Genomic DNA, 26423 nt, shown 5'->3' on the forward strand with positions numbered 1-26423 from the left:
TAGCGGACTTGGGGCAACATGTGTCAGCCGATCTGTCCGACCGTTTTCGGCGCTGTCTGCTCGGGCGCGCCGACGGCGCTTTGCTCCGCCCGGTAGAGCCCCGCCAGGATCGCAAGCGCGGCGGCCTTGTCCCGATCGTTCATCGCGGCCACCAGCGCCGGCAGCGCGGCCTCGATTCTCGGCCATTCCACGATGTCGGTCCTGAGGCCGAAGAGCTTAGCGATGTCGAGCTTGACGACCTCTTCGTTCTCGCCATGCAGCGTCTCGTGCAGCTTTTCGCCGGGTCTGATGCCGGTGAAGCGGATCGGGATGTCGGTGTAGGGGCTTTTGCCGGCCATGCGGATCATGGTTTCGGCGACTTCGAGGATCGGCACGGGCTTGCCCATGTCGAGCATGTAGATGGCGTAGTCGCCGCTGCCCTGGCGCTGCTCGGCGTCGGCGGCCGACATGATGACGAGGTCGACGGCCTCGGCCACCGTCATGAAATAGCGGGTCATGCGCCGATCGGTGATGGTGACCGGCCCGCCGGCCTCGATCTGCGCCTGGAAGACGGTCGCCACCGAGCCATTGGAGCCGAAGACATTGCCGAACCGCACGGCGATGAATTTGGTGCCGGGACGATGCACACCCACGTGATGGGCGTGATGCGCGTCGGCCTGGTGCCCGTTCAGTCCGCCGGCATGGATAAGCGACGGCGCGGCCTGAGTTTCATGCAGCGAGGAGACGATCTGCTCGGCCGCCCGCTTGGTGACGCCGAGCACCGAAGTCGGGTCGACGGCCTTGTCGCTGGAAATCAGCAGGAATTGCGGCACTCCGCATTCGGCGGCGACCTCGGCGCAGGCGAGCGTGCCGAAGACATTCGTCTCGATCGCCGCTTCCCAGTTCTCTTCCAGCAGCGGCACGTGCTTCAACGCCGCGGCGTGAAAGATGATCGCGGGTTTAAACTCGCCGACGAGGCGCATCATGTGCGGCCGGTCGGTGACGTCGACGATGCGGCTGGTCAACCGGTCGCGGTCTTTTTCGTCGATCAGCTGATCGAGCTGGAAAATGCCGAACTCGGAATTGTCGGCCACCAGCACCGCTTCGGCGCCGAGCTCCAGCGCGCGCTTGACCAGGACGCGGCCGATGGAGCCGGCGCCGCCGGTGACCAGCACGCGCTTGCCGTCGACAAAGGCGCCGATGCGCGTCGTGTCGGTGGCGACCGCCGAACGGCGCATGATGGTTTCCATCTCGACGGCATCGAGAACCAGCTTGCCGCCCTGCCCCAGTTCCGAAAGGCCGGAAAACTGGACGACGGCGATGCCACTGTGGCGGGCGACGCGCACCAGCTCGGCATAATCCTCGATCTCGCGCTCGATGCCTTTGCCGAAGATCAAGAGGTCGAGGTTTTCCGTGCCGTTGACATATTCCTCCAGCACCTCGACCAGCCGCGGCCGGAGCGCCACGACCGGAACGCCCTGGATCTGGGTGCCGAGCGGCGCGTCGCTCTCGGTCGCCATGATGCCGGCGATGGCGTATTCGGCCGGCACGGCCGTGCGGGTGAAGCGGACGATCACGTCCGCCTCGCTCAGCCGGCCGATGAACAGCGCCTGCTTGATTGGCGCGTCGCCGGGGGCTCGGCGCAGGATGCGCCAGCTCGCGCCGTCGCGAAGGAAGCGATAGTAAAGCCGGGGCGCCGAAATGATGGTGAAGGAGACCAGGAAAAAGACGATGAACTGGCGCTCGTTGAGGCCGGAGACCGGCTGGAAGAAGGAGCGGAAGGCAACCGCGGCCAAATAGAGGACCACCGTCAGGCTGCCGCAGCCCTTCAGGATGTTGAAGAAATCGGGCGTGGAAGCAAAACGCCAGACCGTGCTGTAAAGGCCGCTATAGCGAAACAGCACATGGGCGGCGAGCACGATGAGCGCCCAGCAGGCAAGCCCGCCGGAGGAGAACGCGTCGAAGGAAAGCCGCGACTGCGAGAGGGTGAGGCTAAGCGCCACCGAGACCAGGACCATGACAAGGTCCTGGACCATGATGATGGCGCGCCGCATCTTCGGTCGGATTCCCGATACGGCTTCTGCGTAGGCGGTCATTGGGTAGTACTGAACTCCAGGCGTAGGGGTACAATTACCAGAACGGCTCCGGACCGGCCAGCGTCCGCCGCCACTCCAGATTGCAAATCCCCAACCCCGTCACCCGGTTACCGCATTAGCGCGGAGTTGGGGGGACCGCCAGAGGTTTTTTGGGGGCACCGGTGCGCCAAGCGTCGCGACTCGATCGACAGCAGAAAGCGCAACGGTCCGATTTCTCCCCGAAGTCGGAAAGGCCACGCCGGGCCTTCTTGTTCAGCCGTTGCGACCCTCGAGCTGACGGTAGAGCTCGGCATAGGATTTCCCCATCCTTTCGGCAGTGAACAGGCGCACATACCGATCGCGCGCGGCCCGTCCCCAATTCGCCGCCTCGGCCGGCTGGTCGATCAGCCGGTTGATCGCTTCGGCAAGGAGTACCGGATCCGACGGAGGGACCACGAGCCCGGTCTGGCCGGCTTTGTTGACGTAGCTTGTGCCCGTTCCGATCTCGCAAGAAATCATCGGCTTGCCGCACATCGCCGCCTCGACCAGCGAAAGCCCATAGGCCTCCGACCTTTGGTTCGAGGGAAAAACCAGGCCGCGGCAATTGTGCAGCAGCGCCATCTTGCGCGGCTCGGCCACCTCGCCGAGAAAAATCACATTGTCGAGGCCCAGTGTCTCGGCCTGTTGCCTGAGTTCCCGCTCGACCGGCCCGTCGCCGGCAATGACGATCTTGCACCGCGCCCGCGAGGCTGCCTGGATCAGAACATCCAGCCCCTTGTAGTAACGCAGCACCCCGACGAACAGCACGAACGGCTCCGCGACCGTCGACCGGCACCAATTGTCGTCGGCCTCGCCCGGCGGCGGATAGGCGCCCTCGTCGATGCCGATGGGAATGACCTTCGATTTGGCCCTGAATGACCTGAGAACCGGGCTCGACTCCAGATAGTTCGGCGACGTCGCCACGATCGCATCGACATCCCCCAGGAAGCGCATCATCAAAGGCCGGTAGAAAGGCAGGATGAGCTTTTGTTTGACGATGTCGGAATGATAGGTGACGACAGCCGGCTTGCCGTGACGGGACTGGAAATGCACCATGTCCATGACCGGCCACGGAAAGTGGTAGTGGACAAGGTCGGCTTGTAGGGCGAGCGCGCCGAACTTGCGAAAGACCTCGCGCGAAAACCCGGTCGACGCCAGCTCGAAATCCAGCCTGGCTTTGCGGGCCATGTGGCCGTCCAGGCGTTTGGTGTTTTCGTCCGGAGCCGGGCTCAGCGACAGCACTTCGGTCTCGACGCCATAAGCAGCCGTGCTTTGGGCGATGGCATGGATCGTGCGCTCCACCCCGCCGAAGCTATCCGGCCAATATGTCTTGAAGAAATGCAGGACTTTCAAGCGTCGGTCTTTCGTCTTTGCCGGATGGCCTGCTCGAAGAGCAGTAGCATGCCCTTCATGTCAGCGCTTCCTCGTGGCCATGGCCGATTCGAATACTGCCACCAGTTCTGAGGCGCTTCTTCTCCAGCTGAATCGCTGCGCATTAAGCGGCGCTTTCTCAGCCAGCCGCGAACGCAATGTGTTGTCGAGTGCCAACCGTCCCATGGCGGCGGAGATATCCTGAATGTTGGTCGGGTCGATAAGAACGGCAGCCTCGCCAGCCACCTCAGGCATGGACGAGACATTCGACGTCACGACGGGCACCCCAGCCGCATTTGCTTCGATAATTGGAAATCCAAAACCTTCGTATAGCGACGGCATGGCAAGAAACTTTGCTCGGCGATAGAGGACAGCAAGGTCGCTGTCCGTGACATATCCCGTAAGTCGCACATCCGATTCGATTTCGAGACGCGCCATGCGCTCACGCAGGTCGCCGAGACGCCACCCTTGACCTCCCGCTATGACGAGCAGCAGGTTTTTCCTTACGGCGTCTGGAAGCAGCGCATATGCTTCCAGGAGATTTGACAAGTTTTTGCGGGGTTCGAGTGTGCCGACAAAAAGAGCGTAATCGCGGTCGATATCGTTGTCCGCAAGCACGCTGTTAGTCCCGTCATCCTCGAGGTTCGTCAGCCCAGGATACACCACATGGAGTTTCTTGGAGGCGTTTGGGTACAGCCCTCGAACAGCGTCGGCCGTGGCGCGCGAGACTGCGACGATCTTATCCGATGAAACTATTGCGGGCCGCATGAGGAAGCGATCGCCAAGCCAGCCCCGCAAACGCATTGTCGATGCCGCATGATGCCATACGAGATCGTGAATGGTCACAACGTGGGGAATATTCGGGTCCAAACCAAAGGGCAATCTGTGGGCAGGCCCCCAAAAGACGTCGATTTTGTCGCGGGCTGCCTCTCGCGGCAGCGTGGTCTGAGCCCAGATCAAGCGCCTGAGATCACCTGAGTGGTTGGATATGCGGAACCTTGCGCCTGATAGGTGTGACAGATCCGACACGGGCTTCTCGGGGAGGTAAAGGAAGATTTCGTTCCCGGATTCGGCCAGCCCACGGCACATCTCCAGCACATATCTGCCGATACCTGTGAGATTGCGGACGAGGTTGCGGGCGTCAATGCCGATCTTCATGAACCGGGCCGTCTTTTCTTCTGCTCGAGCATGACCGGGAAGCGGCTGCGTGTTTAGCGTGCTCGACGAGCAGGGGTGCCCGTGTACACGCCAGGCACGTCAATGTCGCGGACGACCGTTGCGCCGGCACCGACAATGACGTTGGCGCATATGCTGATGCCATCGATGACCGTGGCGCCGGCGCCCACCATGACCTCCCTACCAATCCGGCAGCGTCCGGCGATGGTCGCATTTACAGATACATGTGAAAAATCACCAACGACGCATTCGTGGTCGACAACCGCGCCGCTGTTGATGATGGCACCCCGGCCGATTTTTGTAAGCGGCCCCAAATGGACTTGGTGAGCGATAAGCGAGCCTTGCCCGATCTCACATTGAGTCCCGACAGACGCAGTCGGCGCGATAAGCGTCGCAAGGGGGAGGAGCGCGGTTTCGCATTGCGCGCGTCGCCGTGCATTGTGGCCCGAGCCTGGAAACATGAGCCAGCCGGTGCCCGCAAAATCGCGAGGAAGAACGCTGATGGCAGGGAATCCGGCGAATTCCTCACCCTCCTTCGCCTGCTCATCAACAAAAGTCAGATCGTCAAATCCTGACGATAGGGCTATGTCTCCAACGCTGCGCGCGTGGCCGCCGAACCCGAAGATGAAAAGGCCCTTGGTCATGGTGACGGTGTTATGCCCTCGCTGATTGGACCTTGCTCCTAGGTCAAAACCCAACCAGCTGGTAGCCCCAAATTGATCGAGTTGGCCCAATCGGACAGACATTCACCAGTGCGACCCGGCGTCCTTGATTTGATTCATAATCCGTCATAGGTCCACCACCAAACATGTGACGTGCTAGATCGCGCCCGGAGAAATTTATGTCAACACGCCCCAGGCGAGCAATGTGGCTGATGAACCATGGCACTCTCAGGAAGTTTGAGGTTCCCCTCCTTGAATCTCTTGGCTACGAGGTATTCCTGCCGAAGGTCTTCCCCTATGATGAAGGGAACCTAAGCGCGTCGATCGACTACAGCCGGGACGCGGGGCTTTCTATCCCATCGGAAGACCTGGAGATTCTCAACCGACACGACTTCTATTCCGGACTTTCGCCTGAAGTGGCAGAAATCGCCAATCGTCATTTTGATATCGCATTCTTCGGCTTCTTCCCCACCCAACTTGCAGCTCTTGTAAGGCAATTTAAAAACGTCTGCGTAATGAGACCGTTCGGGCTTGCAAACGGGGTCACTTATACGGATGTGACAGTCGCGAGTCTAAAATACTTCTTCCTCGACGAATTGCAAAAGAACAAGTCGCGCTTCTGGTTCGGGCAGGCTTACGACCATCTCGCGGAGATCGAGACTGGAGTGTATCTTGAGAAGGCAATCACGCTTCCTCTCGGGCTCGACGATGCGCGCGTTACTGACGAGTGGACCGGCGAAGATGCTAAGGTACTGTTCGTCTGCCCCCGCATTGGGTCATCTCCATACTTCAATTACATCTACCGAAATTTTCTGAGAACGTTTGGCGAATATCCTTACGTCATCGGAGGCGCGCAGCCGATCGATGTTCCCGACCCGAACGTCACCGGGATGCTACCTCGGGACGACTATGATCGGATGATGCGCCGTACCCGGGTAATGTTTTATCACAGCCAAGAGATGCGGCATCTCCATTATCATCCGCTTGAGGCGGTGCGGCTCGGCATGCCTTTAGTATTTATGGCCGGCGGAATGCTCGACTTGCTTGGCGGAGCAAAGTTGCCAGGTCGCTGTAAAACAGAAGCGGAAGCGAAGAAGAAAATCAAGGCCATCCTCGATGGCGATAAAAAGCTCATAGCCGCCATCAAAGCTGAGCAGGGTGTCTTGTTGCACTCGATGTCCAGAGAGTTTTGCGAGGCTGGCTGGCGAAAGGAATTTCCCAGGATTGAAGCTAGTGTGGAACGTTGCCGCGTACAGGCTGTGGCTAACAACAACAGAAGAAAAAAGGTTGCCGTCATTCTGCCGGCCGCATACCGCGGCGGCACCCTCAACATGGTCAAGCTCCTTGCAAAGATGCTAAGGCGCGGGAGTATCGAACATGGCTCACCAGTAGACGTTGTCTTTGGTTATCCCGATAACCCAATTTATTCTGAGGCGGATTGGCGAGATTTATACGCCGAAGATATCGAAACCCGCCCCTTTAAGACCGTAGAGATCGATGGAACTGACCTGAGTGAGATCCAAGCGTGTTTAGGATATGAGTCGAAATCTCAAAGCAACAGGTTCACCCTTCACAAAGATGGAACCTACGACTTCCTTGACTGCGATTTTTGGCTCTTGGGCTCAGATCGGTATGTCCATCCCATCGCACCTCTCCGCCCCTATTGTGTCTTTGCGCATGACTATCTTCAGCGCTATTATACGCCGTTGATGGGAAATGACTATGAACGCGGCTTCATTGAAACCGCCAGAAATGGGATCGCGGTATTAGCGAACACCCCACACACCATCGAAGACATCGTGCATTATGTTGGGAAACCGAGAGCGGAAACAATTCTCGTCCCGCATGTAGCCGAATTAGATCAGCTTGACGAGGAATCCAAAAAAATTAAAAAGGGGCCATATTTTATTTGGACTACAAATCTCGGACCCCATAAGAATCATCTAAAGACCCTGAAGGCGCTTAATCAATACTACGCGAGCTATGACGGCAAGCTTGATTGCCACGTGACAGGTGTTGGGTCTGACCAGCTTGACCCGGATACAAAAGTTGATGACAGCAAGTTGCCGGACCACGTCAAAGATGCTCGTGCCTTCATCCGCAGAAATCCGCACCTTGCGAGGCGATTGAACGTCCTTGGCGATGTGTCGAGCTCGGAATACGCAACACAGATGAGAGGCGCCAAATTCCTTCTGCACAACGTCATAATGGATAACGGCACGTTGTGCGCAGTTGAAGCGGCCTATGTCGGAACCCCTACCCTTAGTAGCGATTATCCGCCCATGCGTTACATTTCCGAACGATACTCTCTGAACGCCGAATTCTTTGAATCGTCCGATCCTATCGCCTTAGCAAAGAAACTCAAAGAGATGGAGAAGATTTGGCTGTCGAAGCAAGCCACTCTCCCTTCCGTTGAGCATTTGAAGCAGTTTGGCTGGAGAGATGTCTCCTACGATTTCTTCGGTTCTATCAAAGGAATATTGGGTGCTGGATGAAAATAGGCATCTTCATTGCATATCCCCCAAGAAGCGAGCTCTCCAACCAAGGACTTGGGCGGCTTTTGAGGTCGATCGTAGCTGGCATAAATGAGAGTGAAAGCGGACAGGTAGTTCTACTTTGTCCATCGTGGCTGCAGGAGGATGTTCGAAATCTCTTTCACGGCTTTCCAAATGATCGCCTGCAAGTTGTCAGCAAGTCAAAGATTCCACTTGTCGTTAGATTTTGGGAGAAGTTCCTAGCAAAGAACCGAAAAAAGCCGAGAAAAATCGGTTGGTTAGCAAAGTTCAGGGCAACTCTCTCTCGATTTCTGGCTAAAACACTAATGGTGATAGGCCGAAGCCTCCTCTGGATGTTGTCCTCCGACAACGATCTTTGGTTTCTTGCTTGTTCCGTTGTCCTCTTAGCCATTGCAGCGACCCTTGCTCCTTTCGCGCTCTTGGCGATTGTTGGTCTCATGGTGGCTTACGCGACCGTAAGGTCGGGTATCGCCTCTCGCGCGCAGCAGCGGCTTTCAACTTTTCGATCGAGGGCCCGGCGGGTTATCGAGCGCGGGTTCGGATCTTTATTGCAGCGAAAATTACCCCCGTTTGGCCAAATCGTGCTGCGTGAAGTCACGCGACGCGAATCCCTTTATCTCGTGAGAAGGGCAAATTCCATGACGGACGTTGACGTTTGGTATAGCCCGACGGTCTTCTGGCCCGAGTTCAACGCGATACGCGCGTTGAGGGTTCAAGCGTTTCCAGACATGCTTATCTCTCAGTTTCCGACAGCTTTCGCGTCGACCATTAAAGATGCGCCTTACATTTACAAACGGGCGAAGGAGGCGATCGCGGGCGGAAGCTACTTCACTGCTTACAGCACTCTTGCAGCGGAAAGAGATTTGTCCAATCAGTTTTCTGTTTCTCTGGACAAAATTTCGGTAATTCCTCACGCCGCCATGGATTTATCTTCACACATAAATATGAAGGGAACTCTCGATGATCATTATGCGCGCGTGCAGTTTGCGAAAAATCTTATAGACGGATACCGCTTAACTTCATGGACAAACAACGAATACCTTTCGAGCATCAATCTCAGAGACGTTAGCTTTATACTATATGCGTCGCAATTTAGGCCGAACAAAAACATCTTAAATCTTATTAAGGGCTACGAAATCGCGCTTCGGAAAAGATTCATCTACTCGAAACTCATCCTAACCGGGAATGTATCGCATGCGCCCGATGTGGAAGCGTACGTTAGGGAACATCGCCTTCAATACGATGTCCTGTTCGCTTATGATGTTCCTGACCAAGTCCTAGCAGCACTGTACGCTAGAGCCAGCCTGGTAGTGAATCCTACTCTCTATGAAGGCGGTTTTCCTTTCACCTTCAGCGAGGGAATGTCGGTTGGGACCCCAAGCATCATGAGTCGAATTCCTCAGGTGACAGAGTTCGTAAACTCGGATCTTGCAGACGCGATGCTTTTTAACCCTCTAGCTCCAGAGGACATTGCGGCGAAGATCGCTTGGGGTTTGAAAAATAGGGAGCGGCTTCTAGAGCTTCAGACGCCCCTCTACAACGAAATGCGCAATCGCTCCTGGGCCGACGTTGGGCGGGATCACGTGAACCTTTTCCGGAAGATAATCGCGGCAACTTGATCGGAAATCGAACTTGCGGGTATTTGCGCATTCCGGATACTACCTGACGCGGTCGGACGGCCAACGCAACGAAATCCGTTCAGGCAACTTCAAGTAGGTCTTAGAAGTAAAGGCTTCATGCCTTGGGTTCAAGCAACGAGCCCATTTACTGTCTTATATTTCGAGATCGCTCTGGGCATATCGCCGTCAAAAATGATCTCTCCATGATGAAACACAATCCCCCTTGCGCATATGGACCGCAGTGTCGCGAAATCATGCGAAGCGAGCACCAGAATCTCCGCCTGCTCGACGAGATCGAGAATGCGCTTGCGGGCTTTTCCCATGAAATTCGCGTCACCGGCGCCGATCACCTCATCGAGAAGAAGAATGTCGCCGCCAACGGCTGTGGAAATCGCGAAGGCGAGGCGCACCTGCATACCGGCCGAATAGGTCTTGATCGGATAATCGATGAATTCCCCGATGTCGGCAAAAGCGACCACTTCTTCCTCTATCGAACGCATGAATTTGGGCGAGAGGCCGAGGAGCAGTCCGCGATACAGGATGTTCTCTCGGCCGGTAGCATCGGGCTCGAAACCCAAACTCAGGTCGAACAAAGAGCGGACAGTTCCCTCGACTACACGTTTACCGGAAGAAATCGGGTACAACCCCGCCACCATCTTTAGGAATGTGCTTTTCCCCGCACCATTGTGCCCCAAAAGCCCAACACGTTCGCCAGGGCCGATGTCGAGGCTGACATCCTTCAACGCATGGATGTCGACGATCTTCTTTCCTCCCCCTTTCAACGTTGCCAGCGACGCCAGCATGGATTTCAGGGAGCGCTCGCTGAAGCCCACTGATGCATAATGGAGGTTTACCGATTTGAGGCTGATCCGATTTGTCATAGATAGAAGATCACCCTCCTTTCGGCCGACCTGCCCACGAGTGCTGCTATCACCGTGAGCGCGGCGATCGTCCCGAAGCACCACAGGTAATTGGCAGCGACGGGCCATTCGCCATGCAAGAGTGGAGCGCGGACGATCTGGAGCAGGTGATAGATCGGGTTGTAGTCCAGGAGGACATGCAGGTTGCCCCTACGGAACACCGAAGTCTCGAAATAGATCGGCGAGACGAACCAAACGGCTTGCAATATCAGGCCAAGCGCATGCGGCAGATCGCGAAAACGGGCAGAAAAATATGCCATTATCGTCGCCCACGGCCAGACGATCAGCCCGATGATCGGGAATATCGTAAGCGCGGCAAGCCATGACCAGCCGAAATTTTGCGGCATGACGACAAGCACCCAACCGACGAGGCTGATACTAGCCATAGCAAGCACGACAAGCCCTGAAATGACGTTGCGAAGCGTATATATAGCCAGAGGGTGCTTTGTTTGCTTGATATAAGCATCGGCCTGCACGAAAGCCAGAGCACCTCCACTCACATTGAAAACAATGTACTCCCAAATGATTACACCAGAGAGAATATACGGTGCATATTCAGATATTGGTGTTTCGAATATGCTGCTGAAAACAATGGAAATAAGGATCGTTAGGCCAAGCGGCTGGATGATCGACCACAGGACGCCGAAGAAAGACCTCCTCCAGCGTCCGCGCAGGTCCGACATCGCCAGATGTATCCAAAAATAGCGAGCGGCCCAGATGCCTTTAAGATAGTCGTTCACAGACCACTTCCTTGACGCAAAATCACCGCGATCGATTTTCGAAATAACCGGTGATCGAAGAGCATATGCGGTCCAACTGTTCTTCCGTCAGTCCCGGATAGCTCGGCAGATTGATGCCACGCTTGCTCACGCTGTCGCCATTCGGAAAAACCTGATCAGAATGGCAGTGCGGCATGTGGCTGGCCAAGGGGAAAAAAGGACGCGTCTCGATTTCGTTGTCCGCAAGATGTGCGCGCAATCGATCCCGATCCTCCGTTCGGTCAACGACAATCGAACACATCCAGTGCGAGTGAATGACGTCCCCGATGGGGTCGTGGGTCCTCAATGGAAGCCCGGACAATCGGGTCCGGTATACCTCTGCAATCTGCTGCTTGCGCTTGATGATCTCTTCAGCGACCTCGAGCTGGGCGAGCCCGATCGCCGCCTGGATATTGGTCATCCGGTAATTGTAGGCGAGCATGTCATGCCAGTATTCGCGGTTTGGGGAAACGCCTTGGCTTTTCAGGCGCCGGCATTTGTCCATCACATCAGCCGATCGCGCCAGAACCATTCCGCCCTCGCCGGTTGTGATCGTCTTGTTTCCGAAGAAACTGAAGGTGGCAACATCACCAAAGGTGCCGACATGCTGGCCCTTCCAGCGGGTTCCGAAGCCTTCCGCGCAATCCTCGACGAGCAACAGATCGTGATCGCGGCAAAGGGTCGAGATCGCATCCATATCGCAAGGATGGCCATATAGATGCACCGCCATGACCGCGCGGGTTTTTGGAGTGATGGCGTTTCGTATTGCCTGCGGATCCACTTGCAGTGTGTCTTGCAGCGAGTCGACGTAGACCGGCGTCGCGCCGGTCTGCAAAATGGTATTGACCGAGGCTATGTAGGTGAAACTCGGAACGATGACCTCGTCGCCGGCACCGATGCCCAGCGCGTCCAACGCAAGATGAAGCGCGACAGTGCCGTTCGCAACGCTTGTCGCATGGCTGGCACCGACATACTGCGCAAAAGCGTTTTCAAATCGCGAAATGAATGCGCCGCGCGAGGAAATCCAACCCGTCGTCAAACACTCATTGACATACGCCGATACGTTTCCGCCGAGCAATGGCTCATATACTGGAATGCGCGACATGTTTTTATTCTGGGCGAACAAAGGATTGATAACCATGTTCCCCAAGCAACTGCTCTCGTTGCGCGCCTTTGAAGTCTTCATTGATCATTTCCTTGACCAGCTCAATGAACTTGATCTTAGGTTCCCAGCCGAGCTTCTGCCTGGCTTTGCTGGCGTCACCAAGAAGTGTTTCAACTTCCGCCGGGCGGAAATAGCGAGGGTCAACAGCTACGACACATTTACCGCTTTTGGTGTCATATCCTTTTTCGTCGACACCTTTTCCTTCCCATCGGATATCGATGTCCAGTTCCGCCGCCGCAAGGGTTACAAATTCGCGTACTGAGTGTTGCTCACCGGTTGCGATGACATAGTCTTCCGGCGTCTGCTGCTGCAGCATCAGCCATTGCATCTCAACGTAGTCTTTCGCATGGCCCCAATCGCGCAGCGAGTCGAGATTGCCCAAGTAAAGCCGCTCTTGCATGCCCAGCTTGATACGTGCAATGGCCCGCGTAATCTTACGCGTAACAAATGTCTCACCACGCATCGGAGACTCGTGGTTGAACAAAATCCCGTTGCACGCATAGATGCCATATGCCTCTCGATAGTTGACCGTAATCCAATAGGCATACAATTTGGCCACTGCGTATGGAGAGCGTGGATAGAATGGAGTGGTTTCCTTTTGAGGCGTCTCTTGCACAAGCCCATAAAGTTCAGACGTCGAGGCCTGGTAGAAGCGGCTCTTTTTCTCCAGGCCAAGGATGCGAATGGCTTCCAAAATCCTCAAAGCGCCCAAAGCGTCGGAATTTGCCGTGTATTCGGGCTCCTCAAAAGAAACGGCAACATGGCTTTGTGCGGCCAGATTATATATCTCATCCGGCTTCACAAGTTGAATAACCCTCATCAGGCTCGATGAATCAGTCAGGTCGCCGTGGTGCAACGTCAAGTCCACACCCTTTTCGTGAGGGTCATGATATAAATGGTCAATACGATCCGTATTAAAAAGCGAGGTACGACGTCTTATGCCATGCACAGAATAGCCTTTTTTAAGCAGAATCTCCGCCAGATATGCGCCATCTTGCCCGGTGATGCCGGTTATCAGTGCTGTCTTTGTCATCAATGCTCTCAGTAGGTTCCGATAATTTTTCCCCGAAGCCCTGCGACTCTAGTTGCCCACCACAGCAAGGTCTGCGTCTACCATCTCTCGGATCATCTCTTCCAGTGAGATCGTGGCTTCCCATCCCAGCTTTGCCTTGGCCTTGGCCGGATTTCCCAGCAGCACCTCGACTTCCGCCGGCCTGAACAGATCGGGATCGATCACAAGGTGGTCGTCCATCTTCAGCCCGACATGCTCGAAGGCGATCCGGCACATGTCACGCACGGTCGTCGTCCTGCCGGTGGCGACGACATAGTCGTCCGGCTGGTCCTGCTGCAGCATCAGCCACATGGCGCGGACATAGTCCTTCGAATGGCCCCAGTCGCGCTTGGCGTCGATGTTGCCGAGCCGCAATTCCCTGGCCATGCCCTTCTTGATGCGCGCGACCGCGTCGGTGACCTTGCGGGTCACGAACTCGATGCCGCGAAGCGGCGATTCGTGATTGAACAGGATGCCGCTCGAGGCATGCAGGCCGAAGCTCTCGCGATAATTGACGGTGATCCAGTGGCCATAGAGCTTCGCGACCGCGTAAGGGGAGCGTGGATGGAAGGGCGTGGCCTCCGACTGCATCGGCTCCTGGATAAGACCGTACATTTCCGACGACGAGGCCTGATAGAAACGCGCCTCGGGAATTTCGAGGCGCAGCGCCTCGAGCACGTTGGTCACACCCATGCCGGTGACGTTGCCGGTCAGAATCGGCTGCTGCCATGAGGATGCGACAAAAGATTGTGCGGCAAGGTTGTAGACTTCGTCCGGCTTTATGTCGCGCATGATGCGCGAAAGGCCGGACAGGTCCGTCAGATTTCCGTCGACGATCCGGACGTCCTTGTCGATACCCAGCCATTTCAGGCGCGTGGTGTTGACGTCGGCTGTGCTGGATCGCCGCGCAAGCCCGTGGACCTCGTAACCCTTGGCGAGCAGGAGCTCCGCCAGATAGGCGCCGTCCTGCCCGGTGATGCCGGTTATCAATGCTGCCTTTGTCATCAATGCTTTCGATATATCTGATGATTGCCCGTCTTGCCGGCCAATGAATCGTCAGGCGCGTCCATAAACATCGTCGAAACGCACGATGTCGTCCTCGCCCAGATACTCCCCGCTTTGCACCTCGATCATGACGAGCGGCAGGATACCCGGGTTTTCCAGGCGATGCTTGTGGCCGCAGGGGATATAGGTGGACTGGTTGGTCGTGAGCAGGATCTCGCGCTCGCCGTTGACGACCTTCGCCGTCCCGCTCACCACAACCCAGTGTTCGGAGCGGTGATGATGCGCCTGTAGGCTGAGGCGGGCGTTCGGCTTGACCTCGATCCGCTTGATCTTGAAGCGATGCCCCTCCTCCAGGACGGTGTAGGTGCCCCACGGGCGGTGCACGGTGCGATGCAGCGTCGCGGTCTCGTGCCCGTCCGCCTTGAGGCGATTGTAGAGGTCCTTCACTTCCTGCGCCTTGTCCTTGTGCGCGACCAGAAGCGCGTCCGGCGTGTCGACGATCAAAAGGTCCGAGACGCCGACGAGGCCGACAAGCCGATCCTCGCTATGCACGTAGCAGTTCGCGGCGTCGTGCAGGATTGCCTCGCCGGTGGCCCGGTTGCCCCTGTCGTCGGCCGAAACGAGCTCCGACAGCACGGACCATGAGCCGATGTCCGACCAATCGAAGCCGCAGGGGACGAAACCGACGTTCCCTGCCTTCTCCATCACCGCATAGTCGATGGAAACAGCGGGAACAGCCGCGAAGCTGTCCCTGTCCACCTCAACGGTAAGCCGGTCCCTCGCATCGCTTGCCCTGCCTTTCTCGAGTGCCGCGCGCGCACTGGACAAGACATCCGGGCACAGGTCCTGCATGGCTTCGAGCATCGAGCGGGCGGCAAAACAGAACATGCCCGAATTCCAGAAGAAACGGCCGCTGGCGATGAATTGGGCGGCTGTCGCCGCATTCGGCTTTTCCACGAACCGGAGCACCCTATCCCCCTCGGCCTCGACATAGCCAAAGCCTGTTTCAGGGCGGTCGGGCTTCACGCCGAACGTGACGATCCGGCCCGAAGCCGCAAGCGCCGCCGCTTTCGCCACGCTGGCGCGGAAGCCGGCCTGATCCAATATCAGGTGATCCGCGGGAAGCACGACGAGAATGGCGTCCGGGTTCTCACGGGCGACATGCAATGCCGCGAGCGCAACCGCGGCCGCGGTGTCGCGGCCGAACGGCTCCAGCAGGAATGTTTTCTTCACGCCTGGCGCGGCCACCTCCGCATATTCATCCGCCGTGAGAAACAACAGATCACGGTTGGTGACCGTCACGACATGATCGACGCCTTCGAGTTCCACGGCGCGGGCGAAGGTCTTGCGGATGAGCGTCCCACCCTCCGGCAGCGGGATAAAGGGTTTTGGATGCAGCGCGCGGGAAATCGGCCAGAGCCGGGAACCGACACCGCCGCTTATGATGACAGGAACGATGTTGATCAACCTTCAACTTTCCAAGATTTGAGCTCGGCCGAGGGCGAGGCCCCAACCCAGCAATTCGTCCGCGCGGGATTGCGCTTCTGCTTCGACGTAGCACCGCAATTCGGGAGCATTGCCCGACGCGCGGAAGTGCACAACTTCTGCGTTGCGGGCGGTGATACGCACACCGTCACGGTTGTCAATATTGCCGACGCCGCCGAGAACCGCGAAGATCTTGTCGGCGTAGGCCGCGTCAGTTGCCAGCTTGCCGAGAAAGGACGCGCTGTTCTCGCTCGGCACGCCTTCGAGCCGGCCGCTTGCGCCGGCAAGAAAGCGAAAGTCGGCCGCGATCCGCGCGAGCGGGCGGCCGGTCGTCGCAATCGCTGAAAGCACGCACAGAATTGGCAATAGCGAGTCCCGCGTTCGCAAGGCCGGAAGGCTGCGCCCGTCCTTCTCGACAGTCGAACCCAGGAGAACGCCGCCATTCGCCTCGAACCCGACGACACATCTTGCGCCCTCGGCGAGAGCTGTGCCGATACCTTCAATGACGTAGGGCGACCCTACGCGCGTGCGAAGAACCCTTGCGAAATGCCCGCAATGTTCCAGGGCCGAATTGGACGTGACCGGTGTGACGACGCAGTCGGCGCCCAGGACATTTGCAGTGATTGCGCCGACCAGATCGCCGCGCACGAAAATGCCGTCGTTGTCCGCCACGAGCGGTCTGTCGCTGTCGCCATCCGTTGACACGATCGCGTCGAACCGCTCTGCCGCGGCCCAGTCCTTGAGTAGCGCCACATCCTCCGGCCTGAGCGCTTCGGTGTCGACCGGAATGAAATGGTCGGCCCTGCCCAGAGGTATCGTTTCGGCCCCAAGCCCGCGAAGAATGTCGACAATGATGTCTCTCGCCACGGACGAATGCTGGTAGACGCCGACGCGCAGCCCAGAAAGGCTGCCCTTCTCAAAGAAGCCAAGAAACCGTTCGGCGTAGCGGCGCGACGGCTCGGCGCCCAACCGCGCGGGTTCAACCGGCGAGCGTGGGGGGACCGTATCCTTCATGCCCGCGTGGATTTGGACAATGTCGCCCTCATCGCGCTTGTCGATCTCGCCGTCCGCCCGGTAGAATTTGAGCCCGTTTCTGTCTTCGGGAATGTGACTGCCGGTGACCATGATTGCCGGCGCATTCTCGCTGTTGGCGTAAAGCGCGAGCGCGGGCGTAGGCAACGCTCCGCAGTCGACCGGCACCAGCCCGGCCCCGCCTACCGCCGCATGAACAAGCTGCGCGATCTCGGGGCTGGAGGCGCGAAGATCACGCCCGACATAGACCTTCGAGCCTTCCTTCAACGAGCCCCGATCCTGGAGCATGCGAACGAAAGCGGCTGTGTAGATAAATGCCGGCGGGCCCCGAAGCTCGCTGACGAGACCGCGCAGTCCACTGGTGCCGAACTTCAAAGTCACGCTTGGCCATCCTTTCCGGAGAAAGTCGGCCCGGCGCAAGTCAGGCAAACCGACATCACTTTACACAGCCTGCGGCAGCGTGGCGCGTGCGTGGAGCATCGAACAACGCGTCCCTACAGAGCAAAGCCACTTAAGCGGCTGGCTGAGTATTTCGTTAGATTTCTCTAATACTACTGGACAAAGGAGCGTTCCCCTGTCTCCAGCAAGGATAGTTCCTTTCAAGAAGGTCTCCTTGAGTTGCCGAACCCCCCGGCCCGCAAGCTGCCCGTGCTTAGGTTTCGCGAACTGGCTTGTCAATCTCCGGCTGAGGCAGCGCACAGCCGTCCCGCTGGTTTCGGCCAGATGGCGGGCACCGATGCGTCAACACCGTCCAAACAAAAAGCCGGCGGGTGAGCGCCGGCTTTTTTGCTGATTCCGTTCGAACGGATTTTTCAGGGCCGCTTCGGCAGCAGTGCCCAGACGGCCGGCACCAGGCTGGCGGCCAAAGCCACCTTGATCAGATCGCCGGCGATGAATGGCGCGACACCGAACTGCCAAGACTTTGCCGGTCCGATGAGGACCGCAAGCCAGGCAAAGCCCATCGCCATCATGACGATCTCGGCGGCCAGCATGGCGCCGAAGAGCTTCACCGGATGACGGTCCCAGCCGCGGTCGGCGGCCCAGCCGGCGATCGCCGCCATCACCACGAAGCCGGCGAGATAGCCGCCGGTGGAGCCCAGCATATAGGCGATGCCGAGACCCTTCTCCGGCGTCCCCTGGAAGACCGGCAGGCCGAGCGCGCCTTCGGCGAGGTAGAGGATGAGGGTCGCGACGGCGAGGCGCATGCCGAAGGCCGAGGCGATCAGCAGGACGGCAAGCGTCTGCAGCGAGATGTCGACCGGGCCGAGCACCACTTTCGTCTTCGCCGACAGCGTGAGGAGCAGAGTTCCGACAAGCGCTAGAAAGAGCTGCGTGGCGAGCCGGGCCGCGCCCTGGTCGGACAGAGCGAGAGAAACGAGCGGACGCATCGTGGTTGCAGTTGCCATGGTCTTCCCCGTTGTGGCTGATTTGCTGGCTTTGAAGCGCGTCGCGGAGAAACGAATTCAGGCGACGCGCTTCAAAATTTTATCTTGATGCATGTCGTTCTCCCAAAACCGCTGCGCACTTTTGGGCGACATGCATTGATTTCCCTATATTGGCTTCCGGAGGACGCGGCAATCATTTTGCCGCACGAGCAGCAGGACCCGGCATGGCACTTGAATTCGACACACGCTTCGATCCCGCCTATGGCCAGTCCGTCACGGTGGCGCCCGACGTTCTGCGCATCACCGCCAGAAATCCAAGCCCGTTCACCTTCCACGGCACCAACAGCTATCTCGTCGGCCGCGACACGCTTGCCGTGATCGATCCGGGGCCGGATGATGATGCGCATCTCGAAACGCTGCTCACGGCGATCGGCGGCAGGCCAGTCAGCCATATCTTCGTCAGCCATACCCATCGCGACCATTCGCCGCTCGCGGCGCGGCTGAAAGAGCGCACCGGCGCCACCGTGCTCGCCGAAGGTCCGCACCGGCCGGCGCGGCCACTGCGCATCGGCGAGGTCAACCCGCTCGACGCCAGCGCCGACCTCGGCTTCGCGCCCGATGTCGCGCTGGCGGACGGCAGCCTTATCCATGGCGACGGCTGGACGATCCGAACGGTGCTGACGCCAGGCCATACCGCCAACCACGCGGCCTTTGCGCTCGAAGGGACCGGCGTCCTGTTTTCGGCCGACCATGTCATGGCCTGGGCAACCTCCATCGTCGCGCCGCCGGATGGCGCGATGGCCGACTACATGAAATCGCTCGACAGGCTGGTCGAGCGCGACGACCGTTTGCTGTTGCCCGGCCATGGCGGGCCGGTCACCGCGCCGCGAAAGTTCATGCGCGGCCTGAAGACGCATCGCAAGATGCGCGAGCGGGCGATCCTGGAGCGCATCCGCAGCGGCGACCACAGGATTCAAGATATGGTCGCGGCGATCTATCGCGACACCGATCCGCGGCTGCATGGCGCCGCCGGCCTCTCGGTGCTTGCCCATCTCGAGGACCTGGTGGCCCGCGGCCTCGTCGCCACCGAAGGCGATCCGGCGATCGACGGCATCTTCAGCCCGGCCGGTTAATCACTCGGCCGGCGCCGCGCCGACCTGGCCGGCGACCTCCTGGTCGAGCTCACCGAGGAAATCGGTGATGCGGGCGGCATTGTCGCCGAGGTCGTAGCGGCCGTAGCGCGAAGCCGAGCGCATGTCGACGATGACCTGCTCGCCGTCGTCGGCGACGCGGATGGCGACGTCGGCCGGCAGCCCGAGCACAAAGCCCCGGGCGACCGCGTTGATCGTCGCCTGGTTCTGCCCGCTGATGTCGGGATAGGGCGCGGTCAGCTGCCAGTCGCGCCGGTCGAGCACGGTCTCGACCGCATCGACCACGGTTTCGATGGGCAGGTTATAGCTGCGCCCGGTGACCAGCGGATAGGCTTCCGCCTGCAAGGCCTGCTCGCCGGGGGTCGGCGGCGACAGCGCGTTCATGTCGCCCGTCCGGTCACCGGCGTCGAGCACCGGCGGGTCGTCGAGGTCTGTCGAGATGTCGCGCAGCGGCGGATAGATCGTCGCCCAGTAGGCGGCGATGCCGAAAGGGGCAAGCACCAGCAGCGCCAGCAGCGCGCCGATGCTGAGATCGCGGCCGCCGCGATCGCCGAAATTCCACAGTTTCGACAGGGCAAGCCCGGCGAGCAGCAGCGCAAGTGCTGCAAGCAGCGCGACGAGCGCCAGCACCCACAGGAAAGGCGGCGTGTCGACAAGGTCGAGCCGGTAGCCGGCAAGGACGGTCAGCAAAAGGACGAGCGAGAATGCCCCGATCCGCCGCGACCAGCCGGCCGCGCTCGACGTCTGCCGTTCAGGAATTGTAGCCATCATCTGCCGCATCACCCCAACCCGCGCCGAGAGTTAGCGCAGTTCAGCGTTCGGTGGAATCGCCGATTGAATATATTCCTCAATCCGTCGGCAGCCGATACTCCCTGAATTGATGGCGCAAGATGGTCTTCTGGATCTTGCCGGTGGCCGTGTGGGGAATTTCGCCGACGAAGGCGACATCGTCGGGCATCCACCATTTGGCCACCTTGCCGCTCATGAAGGCGAGGATGTCGCTCTTGCTCGGCTGCTTGCCCGGCTTGCGCACGACGACCAGCAAAGGCCGCTCGCCCCATTTGGAATGCGGCACGCCGATGGCCGCCGCCTCCGCCACATCGGGATGGCCGACGGCGAGGTTCTCGAGATCGATGGTGGAAATCCATTCGCCGCCCGACTTGATGACATCCTTGGCGCGATCGGTGATCTGCATATAGCCGCTGGCGTCGATATGGGCGACATCGCCGGTGTCGAACCAGCCGTCGGCGTCGAACTGCTCGGCGCCGACGCCGCCGTAATAGGCACGCGCGATTGCCGGGCCGCGCACCTTGAGGCGCCCGAAGGTCTTGCCGTCCCAGGGCAGCGCATTGTCATCGTCGTCGGTCACCTTCATTTCGACCCCGAAGGGAGGATGGCCCTGCTTGCCCTGGATATCGAGCCGGGCATCGCCCGTCAGCCCTTCATATTCCGGCTTCATGGTGCACAGCGTGCCGAGCGGCGACATTTCGGTCATGCCCCAGGCATGCACGACCTGAACCTCGTATTTGTCCTGGAATTTTGCAGTGATGGCGCGCGGGCAGGACGAGCCGCCTATGACGACCTTGTTGAGATAAGGCAATTTCTTGCCGGTCTCCTCGAGATATTGCAGCAGCATCATCCACACCGTCGGCACCGCCGCGCTGAAGGTGACCTTTTCGGTGTCGAGCAGTTCATAGATCGAGGCGCCGTCCATCTTGCAGCCGGGCATGACGAGCTTGGCGCCGATCATCGGCGCGGTCTGGCCGAGACCCCAGGCATTGGCATGAAACATCGGCACCACGGGCAGGACGACGTCGCGCGTCGAAACACCCATGGCATCGGGCATGGCGGCGATCATGGCGTGCAGCACGTTCGAGCGGTGGCTGTAGAGGACGCCTTTCGGGTCACCGGTCGTACCGGAGGTGTAGCACATGCCGGCGGCGGTGTTCTCGTCGAAGCTCTTCCAGGCGAAGGCGCCGTCGGCCTCGGCCAGCCATTCCTCATAGGCGACAGCATTCGGCACGGAGGTTTGCGGCATATGCGCACGATCGGTCAGCACGATCACTTGTCTGAGCGACTTGATCCCGTGGGCGATTTTTTCCAGCAGCGGCACGAATGTCAGGTCCACGAAGATCGCCCTGTCCTCGGCGTCGTTCATGATCCAGGCGATCTGCTCGGGAAAGAGCCGCGGATTGAGCGTGTGGTAGATCGCGCCGATGCCCATGATGCCGTACCAGGCCTCGATATGGCGGGCAGTGTTCCAGGCAAGCGTGGCGATGCGGTCGCCGAGCCCGAAGCCGTCACGCTCCAGCCGCTGCGCCACCTTGAGCGCCCGATGACGGATGCCGGCAAAGGTCGTGCGCACGATCGGGCCCTCGATCGAGCGCGATACGATCTCGCGCCCACCATGCTGGCGTTCGGCGTGATCGATCAGCTTGTGGCAGAGCAGCGGCCATTCCTGCATCAGTCCGAGCATCTCGGCTCCTCCCCTTTCGCGCTTTCGCGTCATTGTTTCACGCATTGTGGAATGATCCGGCGGATTGTCCAGCCACCATAACTCCAAGGCGGTGTTTGGATCGAACGAACCGTGAAACCCGCCATAATCCGGCCATCGTCGGCGTTAAGTTTCATTAATGGGCTGGGTGAGATTGGCGGATGGAGAGGTTCGCATGGACGCGCAGCTCGACGACAAAGCCCTCGAAAGCACCCTTGCCGAAAGTCTGGACGATCTGACGCCGGACTCCAAAACCGTTTCCGACGACGAGTTTGCCGAAGTCGTCGGCGGCGCGTTGGAGGCTGTCGGCGGAACGCTGTTGTTCAGAATGTGCGTCGAGAATGAAGGCGAGGCCCAGCATGTCGCGGCCGCATGCGTCGGCGACGGCGGCAACCGCCAGTTCCTGCTGCTGACGCTGCCGACCACAGGCGGCGCGCTGAAGGTCGAGACAGCGGCCAGAAGCACCAATCCGGTCGCCGGCATCGCCGCTGCCTATGCGGGCCTCATGGACGCGTTCAAGGCCGCTGCCTGACCGCCAGCATCGGTTGGAACATTATTTCGCCCGGGGCGCGATTTCGCGCCATGGCTCGGTCTTGCGCGAGGCACTCATCCGCCACACCTTATGGTGGAGCAAGGAGAACCGTCATGGACAAGCGCGCCAACCCCGCCCCCGGCTTTCAACGCAATCCAGACAAGGTGATGACGATCGAACCTTACCGCGGCGCCGTCACAGTGCGCGCCGGCGATGTCGTCGTCGCCAGGTCGACCCGCGCCAGGCTGTTGTCGGAACCACCCTACCCGGCGGTTTTCTACATTCCCTTCGACGACATCGATTTCACCAAGCTCGCCAGGACCGATCATTCGACGCATTGTCCCTACAAGGGCGATGCGAGCTACTGGAGTGTCCTGACGGCCGGCGAAAGCGGCAAGGACGCGATGTGGGCCTATGAGCAGCCGTTTGACGAAACGCTCGAGATCCGCGATCACGGCGCGTTCTACACGAGCAAGGTCACGGTCGAAGCTAAGCCGGAGTGAGCGACAGCGGCGAAAAACCATCGCAGATGTCCGAGGTTAGCTGAGGCCTCCCAAGCGTCGTCATCCCAGGGCGAAGCAGGAGCGAAGCTCCGTCGCGGAGACCCTGGGATCCATTCCGTGACCTCTCGCGAAGAGTAAAGGCGGCATAAGACAGAGTGCGTTCGGCACCGCTGCAATGCTCGTATGTAACGGCATGGATCCTTGGGTCTGCGCTGCGTCGCTTCGCTCCTTGCTTCGCCCAAGGATGACGATCTGATAGGCGTCTTTGGCCAATCTTCGGAGGTTTGCGACCTGCCGAACGCACTGCAACTCCTGGCCTTCCGTGCCGAGGATCAATCCGTGGTGCCATCGTTACCGACGTCTTCGGCATCGTCCAGGCGAACGAAGGTCATGCCCTTCTGCTTCAGGGCAAGCAGGCCCTGGACGACGCCCTCACCCGCCGCATGGGTCGGCTGGTTGATGTGAGCGATGATGACGTCGCCATCCTTGGCGGCGGCGATGCGCCGGGCGGTTTCCTTGGCGCCGAGCAGCGAGCCGCCGTCGCCGTTGACGGAAAAGCCGGCGATCTTGAAGCCCAACTTGCGGATCATGGCGATCGCCGACGGGCTGTATTCGGCGGTGGCGCCGCGAAACCATTTCGGCGCCGGGCCGCCGGCGCTGGCGAGCGCTGCGGCGCCGGACTCGACCTCGGCCTGGACGGCATCGGGGCTGCCGGCGCTGCTGATGCCGTAGATCTTGCGCGGCGTGTCGACCGCCGGAATATGGCGGCCGCCGTGATTTTCGAGTTCGAACAGGTTCGGATGCGCGCGCAGGATCTCGACAGCGGCGGCGTTGCGCTTCAGCCAGATGCCGGTGACGAAGATGGTCGCGGGGATGCTATTCTCGACCAGCGCCGAAAGAATGCGCGTATCGGTCTTGCCGCCACAGGCGTCCAGCGTGAGCGCTACGCGCCCGCCGCCCCGTTGCAGCTTCAGATGCAATGTCGGCTCGACCAGCGCCGCGGCATTGCCAACCGAGACCAGCGCGAACGACAAAGCGAGCGCGCAAAGTGATTTCCGAAACAAATACGTCATTATTTCCAAGCCCCGCATGTCGAGCCACTCAGCCGCAAGCTGGCGTCAACAAGACCCGCATCTAGGCGAAAATCGGGACGGCTCGCACCCGAAAAGCAACCACGCGACAATTTGCGTAGACTGGTTGTTTTTCGGGGTCATGCGCTAGTGCCCCTTCAAGGAGGCGGGCAGAGCCGCCTCCTTGAGCCGTTCCGACTCGGGGCTCATCTCCATCGTAAGGCAGTCCAGCAGGGTTCGGCGTTCGCGGAATCCTGGCTGACTGCGAGACCAGGTTATCCAATAGCACCCCTTCGTACGAAGGACCTTGTCCGTCAGGCGGACAAGGCGGCCGGCATCGAGTGACGTTCGGCAAAGCGCGAGCGATCCTAAGAGAACACCGCAGCCGAGCTCTGCCGCACGCAACGCCTGCGCGAAGGTATCGAAGCGCAATCGCGCAGGCGGCGGTGGCAGTTCGTCCATTTCGGTCGACCAGTCTCTCCATCCGATTCTCGGCCCGAAGGTAGCAATTCGCGGCAACTTCTCCCAATCCCCCAATGCTTCCCTCAATGAGGCAGGGGCTGCTACAGGCGAGAGTTCCTCGAAAAAGAGGCGCCGCGCCTCGTGGCCGGGCCAATCGCCCTCACCGAAGATGATCTCGAAATCGGCCTCCGTTCGCGGGTGATCGGGCAGTTGTTGAATGGTCTCAAACGAAACCTGCAGATCCGGAAACCCCCGCACGATCTGCAAGAGGCGAGGAACGATCCAAAGCTCGATGACCGAAGCGGTGGCTACGATGGTTATCTTGCGTCGAGGCGATGCGAAGAGGTTAGCGGTGCTGTGCACGAGCTGATCGAGAGCCGCCTGTACCTGCGGCAGCCACGTTTCGCCCTCGAGTGAAAGAGCGACTCCTCTCGCTTGCCGATCGAAAAGATGCGCACCCAGTCGTAGCTCCAGATTCCGAATACGCTGGCTGACCGCAGCCTGAGTAAGCCCGAGCTCCCTTGCCGCAGCGGTAAAGCTGCTCAACCGAGCCGCGGCTTCGAAGGCCCGTATCCATTCGAGCGGTGGAAGGGCGTCTCGTTGGATAGCCATAACGAATTCGCGGTCTTCCCACGCATATTGATTGATTGTCATTATAGCCAAAAGCGTATGGAATGTTGCTACGGGTTGATGGACGATCCATCACAATCGGGCGAAAGCTACCAATTGCCGCGTGTCTTCAATGCTTGACCACGAACATTGCGTTCGGGGGCAGCTGGAGATTCGCATGTCCGGGCACGCAGGATAGCGGTGAAACGCGTCAACTTGTCGAAGCAGGAGAGTTCAATACAGTTCGAGGGGAGAAGAAGGTACCTCATCCTCGTGGCGTCATGTATCGCGACGACCACGATCGCCGGAGCCGACCAACTCGTGCCCTATGGGGGCTGAAAGCGTCGATATCGGCCGCTTTCATGGGATCGTCTCCTATGCGCAGAAAGCGCGTGATTACAGGGTCACAGCCTGCACCAACGCGCCCCTCACGCCGATGAAGGACACTACTGGCGTTGAGTAGTAAGGGAGGATCAGGGAATGACAGCCGATCTGAGGTTCCAGGTAATCCACCGTAGCGTGGCGGAACTCGTCGCGAATGAGGGTGAAGTGGCAGGAAGGCTTGAGCGAGCGCAGCAATTGTCTGCCGGGCACCCCGATACCCTTGCCGCCATTGAGCGCCTCCGGCCGATGGTGCAGAGGCACCGCGATCAGCTTGCCACCTACCTCAAGGAGACCGGTGGGGCCGAACCGAGCGGCGAGATGACGAGCCCTCTGTCCACAGCGCGGGAGGCCACCGCACTTTCCGAGGTATTGCGGGACCTATGCCTGGCGTTCCACCATTGCGCACTCAGCTATGGGATGCTGTACGAGGTGGCGCTACGGCTCTATGAGCCGCGTCTCAGAGAAATCGCGCCGAAGCATCTGAAGGCGCATGCCGACGCTGCACTATCCACGGCGCGGCTGTTGCCAGGGGTTGTGGCTTCGCAGCTCGCCCAGGACGGGCTTCTTTGTGCATGTATCTGCCCCATGTGCAGCATCGGTGCCTGCGGCTGCGTGGCATTGGGCACCCAAACGCTGACCACCGCGTGGCGGGATGCAGTCCCGACCGAGTCGGAGGCGCCCGCTTACGCCCTCCCAAATCCCAGGCCGGAAAGCCAGCTGGCGCTGGCCGGGGTGCAAGGGGGAGAGCTGGTCCTCGCGGTTGATGGCCAACAGGTGCACGACTACTGGGACGTTCAGCTTGCGATCCGCAAGCATTCGCTCGGGGACGAGATGGGTCTGCTGATCCAGCGCGGTTCGGAAACTCCTCGCGAGTTCAAGTGTCAGCATGTAAGCGAGTACCCGAAGACGTGAGAGGGGCCCCGAACATCGTCTCGTAGCGAGGCAGTGGAGCTGATCGCTGGCCCGCGTTTGCTCGCCGC

Annotated in this window: 22 protein-coding genes; 6 read left to right on the top strand and 16 right to left on the bottom strand. The window is 59.4% G+C overall.

All coding sequences use genetic code 11. The annotated features are described in order from the left end of the window. Positions 1–23 precede the first annotated feature (23 nt). The 4 genes from ABID26_RS03265 to ABID26_RS03280 all read right to left on the bottom strand — a co-directional run bounded on the left by ABID26_RS03265 (position 24) and on the right by ABID26_RS03280 (position 5284). Complete coding sequence (locus ABID26_RS03265) at positions 24–2075, bottom strand: UDP-N-acetylglucosamine 4,6-dehydratase (RefSeq protein ID WP_354413760.1); 2052 nt, start codon at positions 2073–2075, stop codon at positions 24–26. A gap of 252 nt (positions 2076–2327) precedes the next feature. Further along, entirely contained in the window at positions 2328–3446 is a 1119-nt protein-coding gene (locus tag ABID26_RS03270) for a glycosyltransferase (protein ID WP_354413763.1), read from the bottom strand. Positions 3447–3506: 60 nt separating this feature from the next. After that, complete coding sequence (locus tag ABID26_RS03275) at positions 3507–4622, bottom strand: glycosyltransferase family 4 protein (RefSeq protein ID WP_354413766.1); 1116 nt, start codon at positions 4620–4622, stop codon at positions 3507–3509. 53 nt (positions 4623–4675) lie between these two features. Then, on the bottom strand, positions 4676–5284 hold the full coding sequence (locus tag ABID26_RS03280) for an acetyltransferase (RefSeq protein ID WP_354413769.1): 609 nt from the start codon (positions 5282–5284) through the stop codon (positions 4676–4678). A 197-nt stretch (positions 5285–5481) separates the two neighbouring features. Here ABID26_RS03280 and ABID26_RS03285 point away from each other — a divergent pair, with 197 nt between their 5' ends. Further along, positions 5482–7797, top strand: a complete 2316-nt coding sequence (locus ABID26_RS03285; protein WP_354413772.1) for a glycosyltransferase — start codon at positions 5482–5484, stop codon at positions 7795–7797. Continuing rightward, on the top strand, positions 7794–9437 hold the full coding sequence (locus ABID26_RS03290; RefSeq protein ID WP_354413775.1) for a glycosyltransferase: 1644 nt from the start codon (positions 7794–7796) through the stop codon (positions 9435–9437). The genes ABID26_RS03285 and ABID26_RS03290 overlap by 4 nt, the downstream gene beginning before the upstream one ends. A gap of 128 nt (positions 9438–9565) precedes the next feature. On the opposite strand, the gene ABID26_RS03295 is transcribed toward ABID26_RS03290, so the two are convergent. The 8 genes from ABID26_RS03295 to ABID26_RS03330 all read right to left on the bottom strand — a co-directional run bounded on the left by ABID26_RS03295 (position 9566) and on the right by ABID26_RS03330 (position 18259). Beyond that, positions 9566–10318 carry an ABC transporter ATP-binding protein gene (locus ABID26_RS03295; RefSeq protein ID WP_354413777.1) on the bottom strand — a complete coding sequence of 251 codons (753 nt, stop codon included), beginning with the start codon at positions 10316–10318 and terminating at the stop codon, positions 9566–9568. Further along, positions 10315–11040 carry an ABC transporter permease gene (locus tag ABID26_RS03300; protein WP_435528545.1) on the bottom strand — a complete coding sequence of 242 codons (726 nt, stop codon included), beginning with the start codon at positions 11038–11040 and terminating at the stop codon, positions 10315–10317. The genes ABID26_RS03295 and ABID26_RS03300 overlap by 4 nt, the downstream gene beginning before the upstream one ends. Before the next feature lie 79 nt (positions 11041–11119). After that, positions 11120–12220 carry a DegT/DnrJ/EryC1/StrS family aminotransferase gene (locus tag ABID26_RS03305; RefSeq protein WP_354414231.1) on the bottom strand — a complete coding sequence of 367 codons (1101 nt, stop codon included), beginning with the start codon at positions 12218–12220 and terminating at the stop codon, positions 11120–11122. A gap of 4 nt (positions 12221–12224) precedes the next feature. Further along, positions 12225–13313 carry a GDP-mannose 4,6-dehydratase gene (gmd, locus tag ABID26_RS03310; protein WP_354413782.1) on the bottom strand — a complete coding sequence of 363 codons (1089 nt, stop codon included), beginning with the start codon at positions 13311–13313 and terminating at the stop codon, positions 12225–12227. Between the two features lie 48 nt (positions 13314–13361). Next, positions 13362–14336, bottom strand: coding sequence for a GDP-mannose 4,6-dehydratase (gene gmd, locus ABID26_RS03315; protein WP_354413784.1), 975 nt, complete (start codon positions 14334–14336; stop codon positions 13362–13364). 51 nt (positions 14337–14387) lie between these two features. Continuing rightward, positions 14388–15800, bottom strand: coding sequence for a mannose-1-phosphate guanylyltransferase/mannose-6-phosphate isomerase (locus ABID26_RS03320; RefSeq protein WP_354414233.1), 1413 nt, complete (start codon positions 15798–15800; stop codon positions 14388–14390). Positions 15801–15806: 6 nt separating this feature from the next. Then, entirely contained in the window at positions 15807–17234 is a 1428-nt protein-coding gene (locus ABID26_RS03325; protein ID WP_354413787.1) for a phosphomannomutase, read from the bottom strand. Positions 17235–17665: 431 nt separating this feature from the next. Continuing rightward, complete coding sequence (locus ABID26_RS03330; protein WP_354413789.1) at positions 17666–18259, bottom strand: biotin transporter BioY; 594 nt, start codon at positions 18257–18259, stop codon at positions 17666–17668. A gap of 203 nt (positions 18260–18462) precedes the next feature. On the opposite strand from ABID26_RS03330, the gene ABID26_RS03335 reads away from it, so the two are divergent. Beyond that, on the top strand, positions 18463–19371 hold the full coding sequence (locus tag ABID26_RS03335) for an MBL fold metallo-hydrolase (protein ID WP_354413792.1): 909 nt from the start codon (positions 18463–18465) through the stop codon (positions 19369–19371). Here the strand turns inward: ABID26_RS03335 and ABID26_RS03340 are convergent, their stop codons facing one another. Together ABID26_RS03340 and ABID26_RS03345 are read right to left on the bottom strand one after the other, a co-directional pair. Further along, the gene (locus ABID26_RS03340; protein WP_292371761.1) at positions 19372–20157 is read right to left on the bottom strand and encodes a DUF1499 domain-containing protein; all 786 of its coding nucleotides are present in this window, start codon (positions 20155–20157) and stop codon (positions 19372–19374) included. A 79-nt stretch (positions 20158–20236) separates the two neighbouring features. Continuing rightward, positions 20237–21865, bottom strand: a complete 1629-nt coding sequence (locus ABID26_RS03345) for a fatty-acid--CoA ligase (protein ID WP_354413795.1) — start codon at positions 21863–21865, stop codon at positions 20237–20239. A gap of 193 nt (positions 21866–22058) precedes the next feature. Between ABID26_RS03345 and ABID26_RS03350 the strand changes: the two genes are divergently transcribed. Together ABID26_RS03350 and ABID26_RS03355 are read left to right on the top strand one after the other, a co-directional pair. After that, entirely contained in the window at positions 22059–22415 is a 357-nt protein-coding gene (locus ABID26_RS03350; RefSeq protein WP_126101420.1) for a hypothetical protein, read from the top strand. 113 nt (positions 22416–22528) lie between these two features. After that, a complete protein-coding gene (locus ABID26_RS03355; RefSeq protein ID WP_354413798.1) occupies positions 22529–22918 on the top strand; it encodes a DUF427 domain-containing protein in 390 nt (129 codons plus the stop codon). A 332-nt stretch (positions 22919–23250) separates the two neighbouring features. On the opposite strand, the gene ABID26_RS03360 is transcribed toward ABID26_RS03355, so the two are convergent. Together ABID26_RS03360 and ABID26_RS03365 are read right to left on the bottom strand one after the other, a co-directional pair. Then, positions 23251–23991, bottom strand: a complete 741-nt coding sequence (locus ABID26_RS03360) for a polysaccharide deacetylase family protein (protein WP_292366871.1) — start codon at positions 23989–23991, stop codon at positions 23251–23253. A gap of 144 nt (positions 23992–24135) precedes the next feature. After that, entirely contained in the window at positions 24136–25104 is a 969-nt protein-coding gene (locus tag ABID26_RS03365; protein WP_354413801.1) for a LysR family transcriptional regulator, read from the bottom strand. A 435-nt stretch (positions 25105–25539) separates the two neighbouring features. Here ABID26_RS03365 and ABID26_RS03370 point away from each other — a divergent pair, with 435 nt between their 5' ends. Then, a complete protein-coding gene (locus ABID26_RS03370) occupies positions 25540–26355 on the top strand; it encodes a hypothetical protein (RefSeq protein ID WP_354413803.1) in 816 nt (271 codons plus the stop codon). Positions 26356–26423: the final 68 nt, after the last annotated feature.

Origin of the sequence: Mesorhizobium shonense (assembly GCF_040545255.1) — a bacterium.
Taxonomy (GTDB): Bacteria; Pseudomonadota; Alphaproteobacteria; order Rhizobiales; family Rhizobiaceae; genus Mesorhizobium; species Mesorhizobium shonense.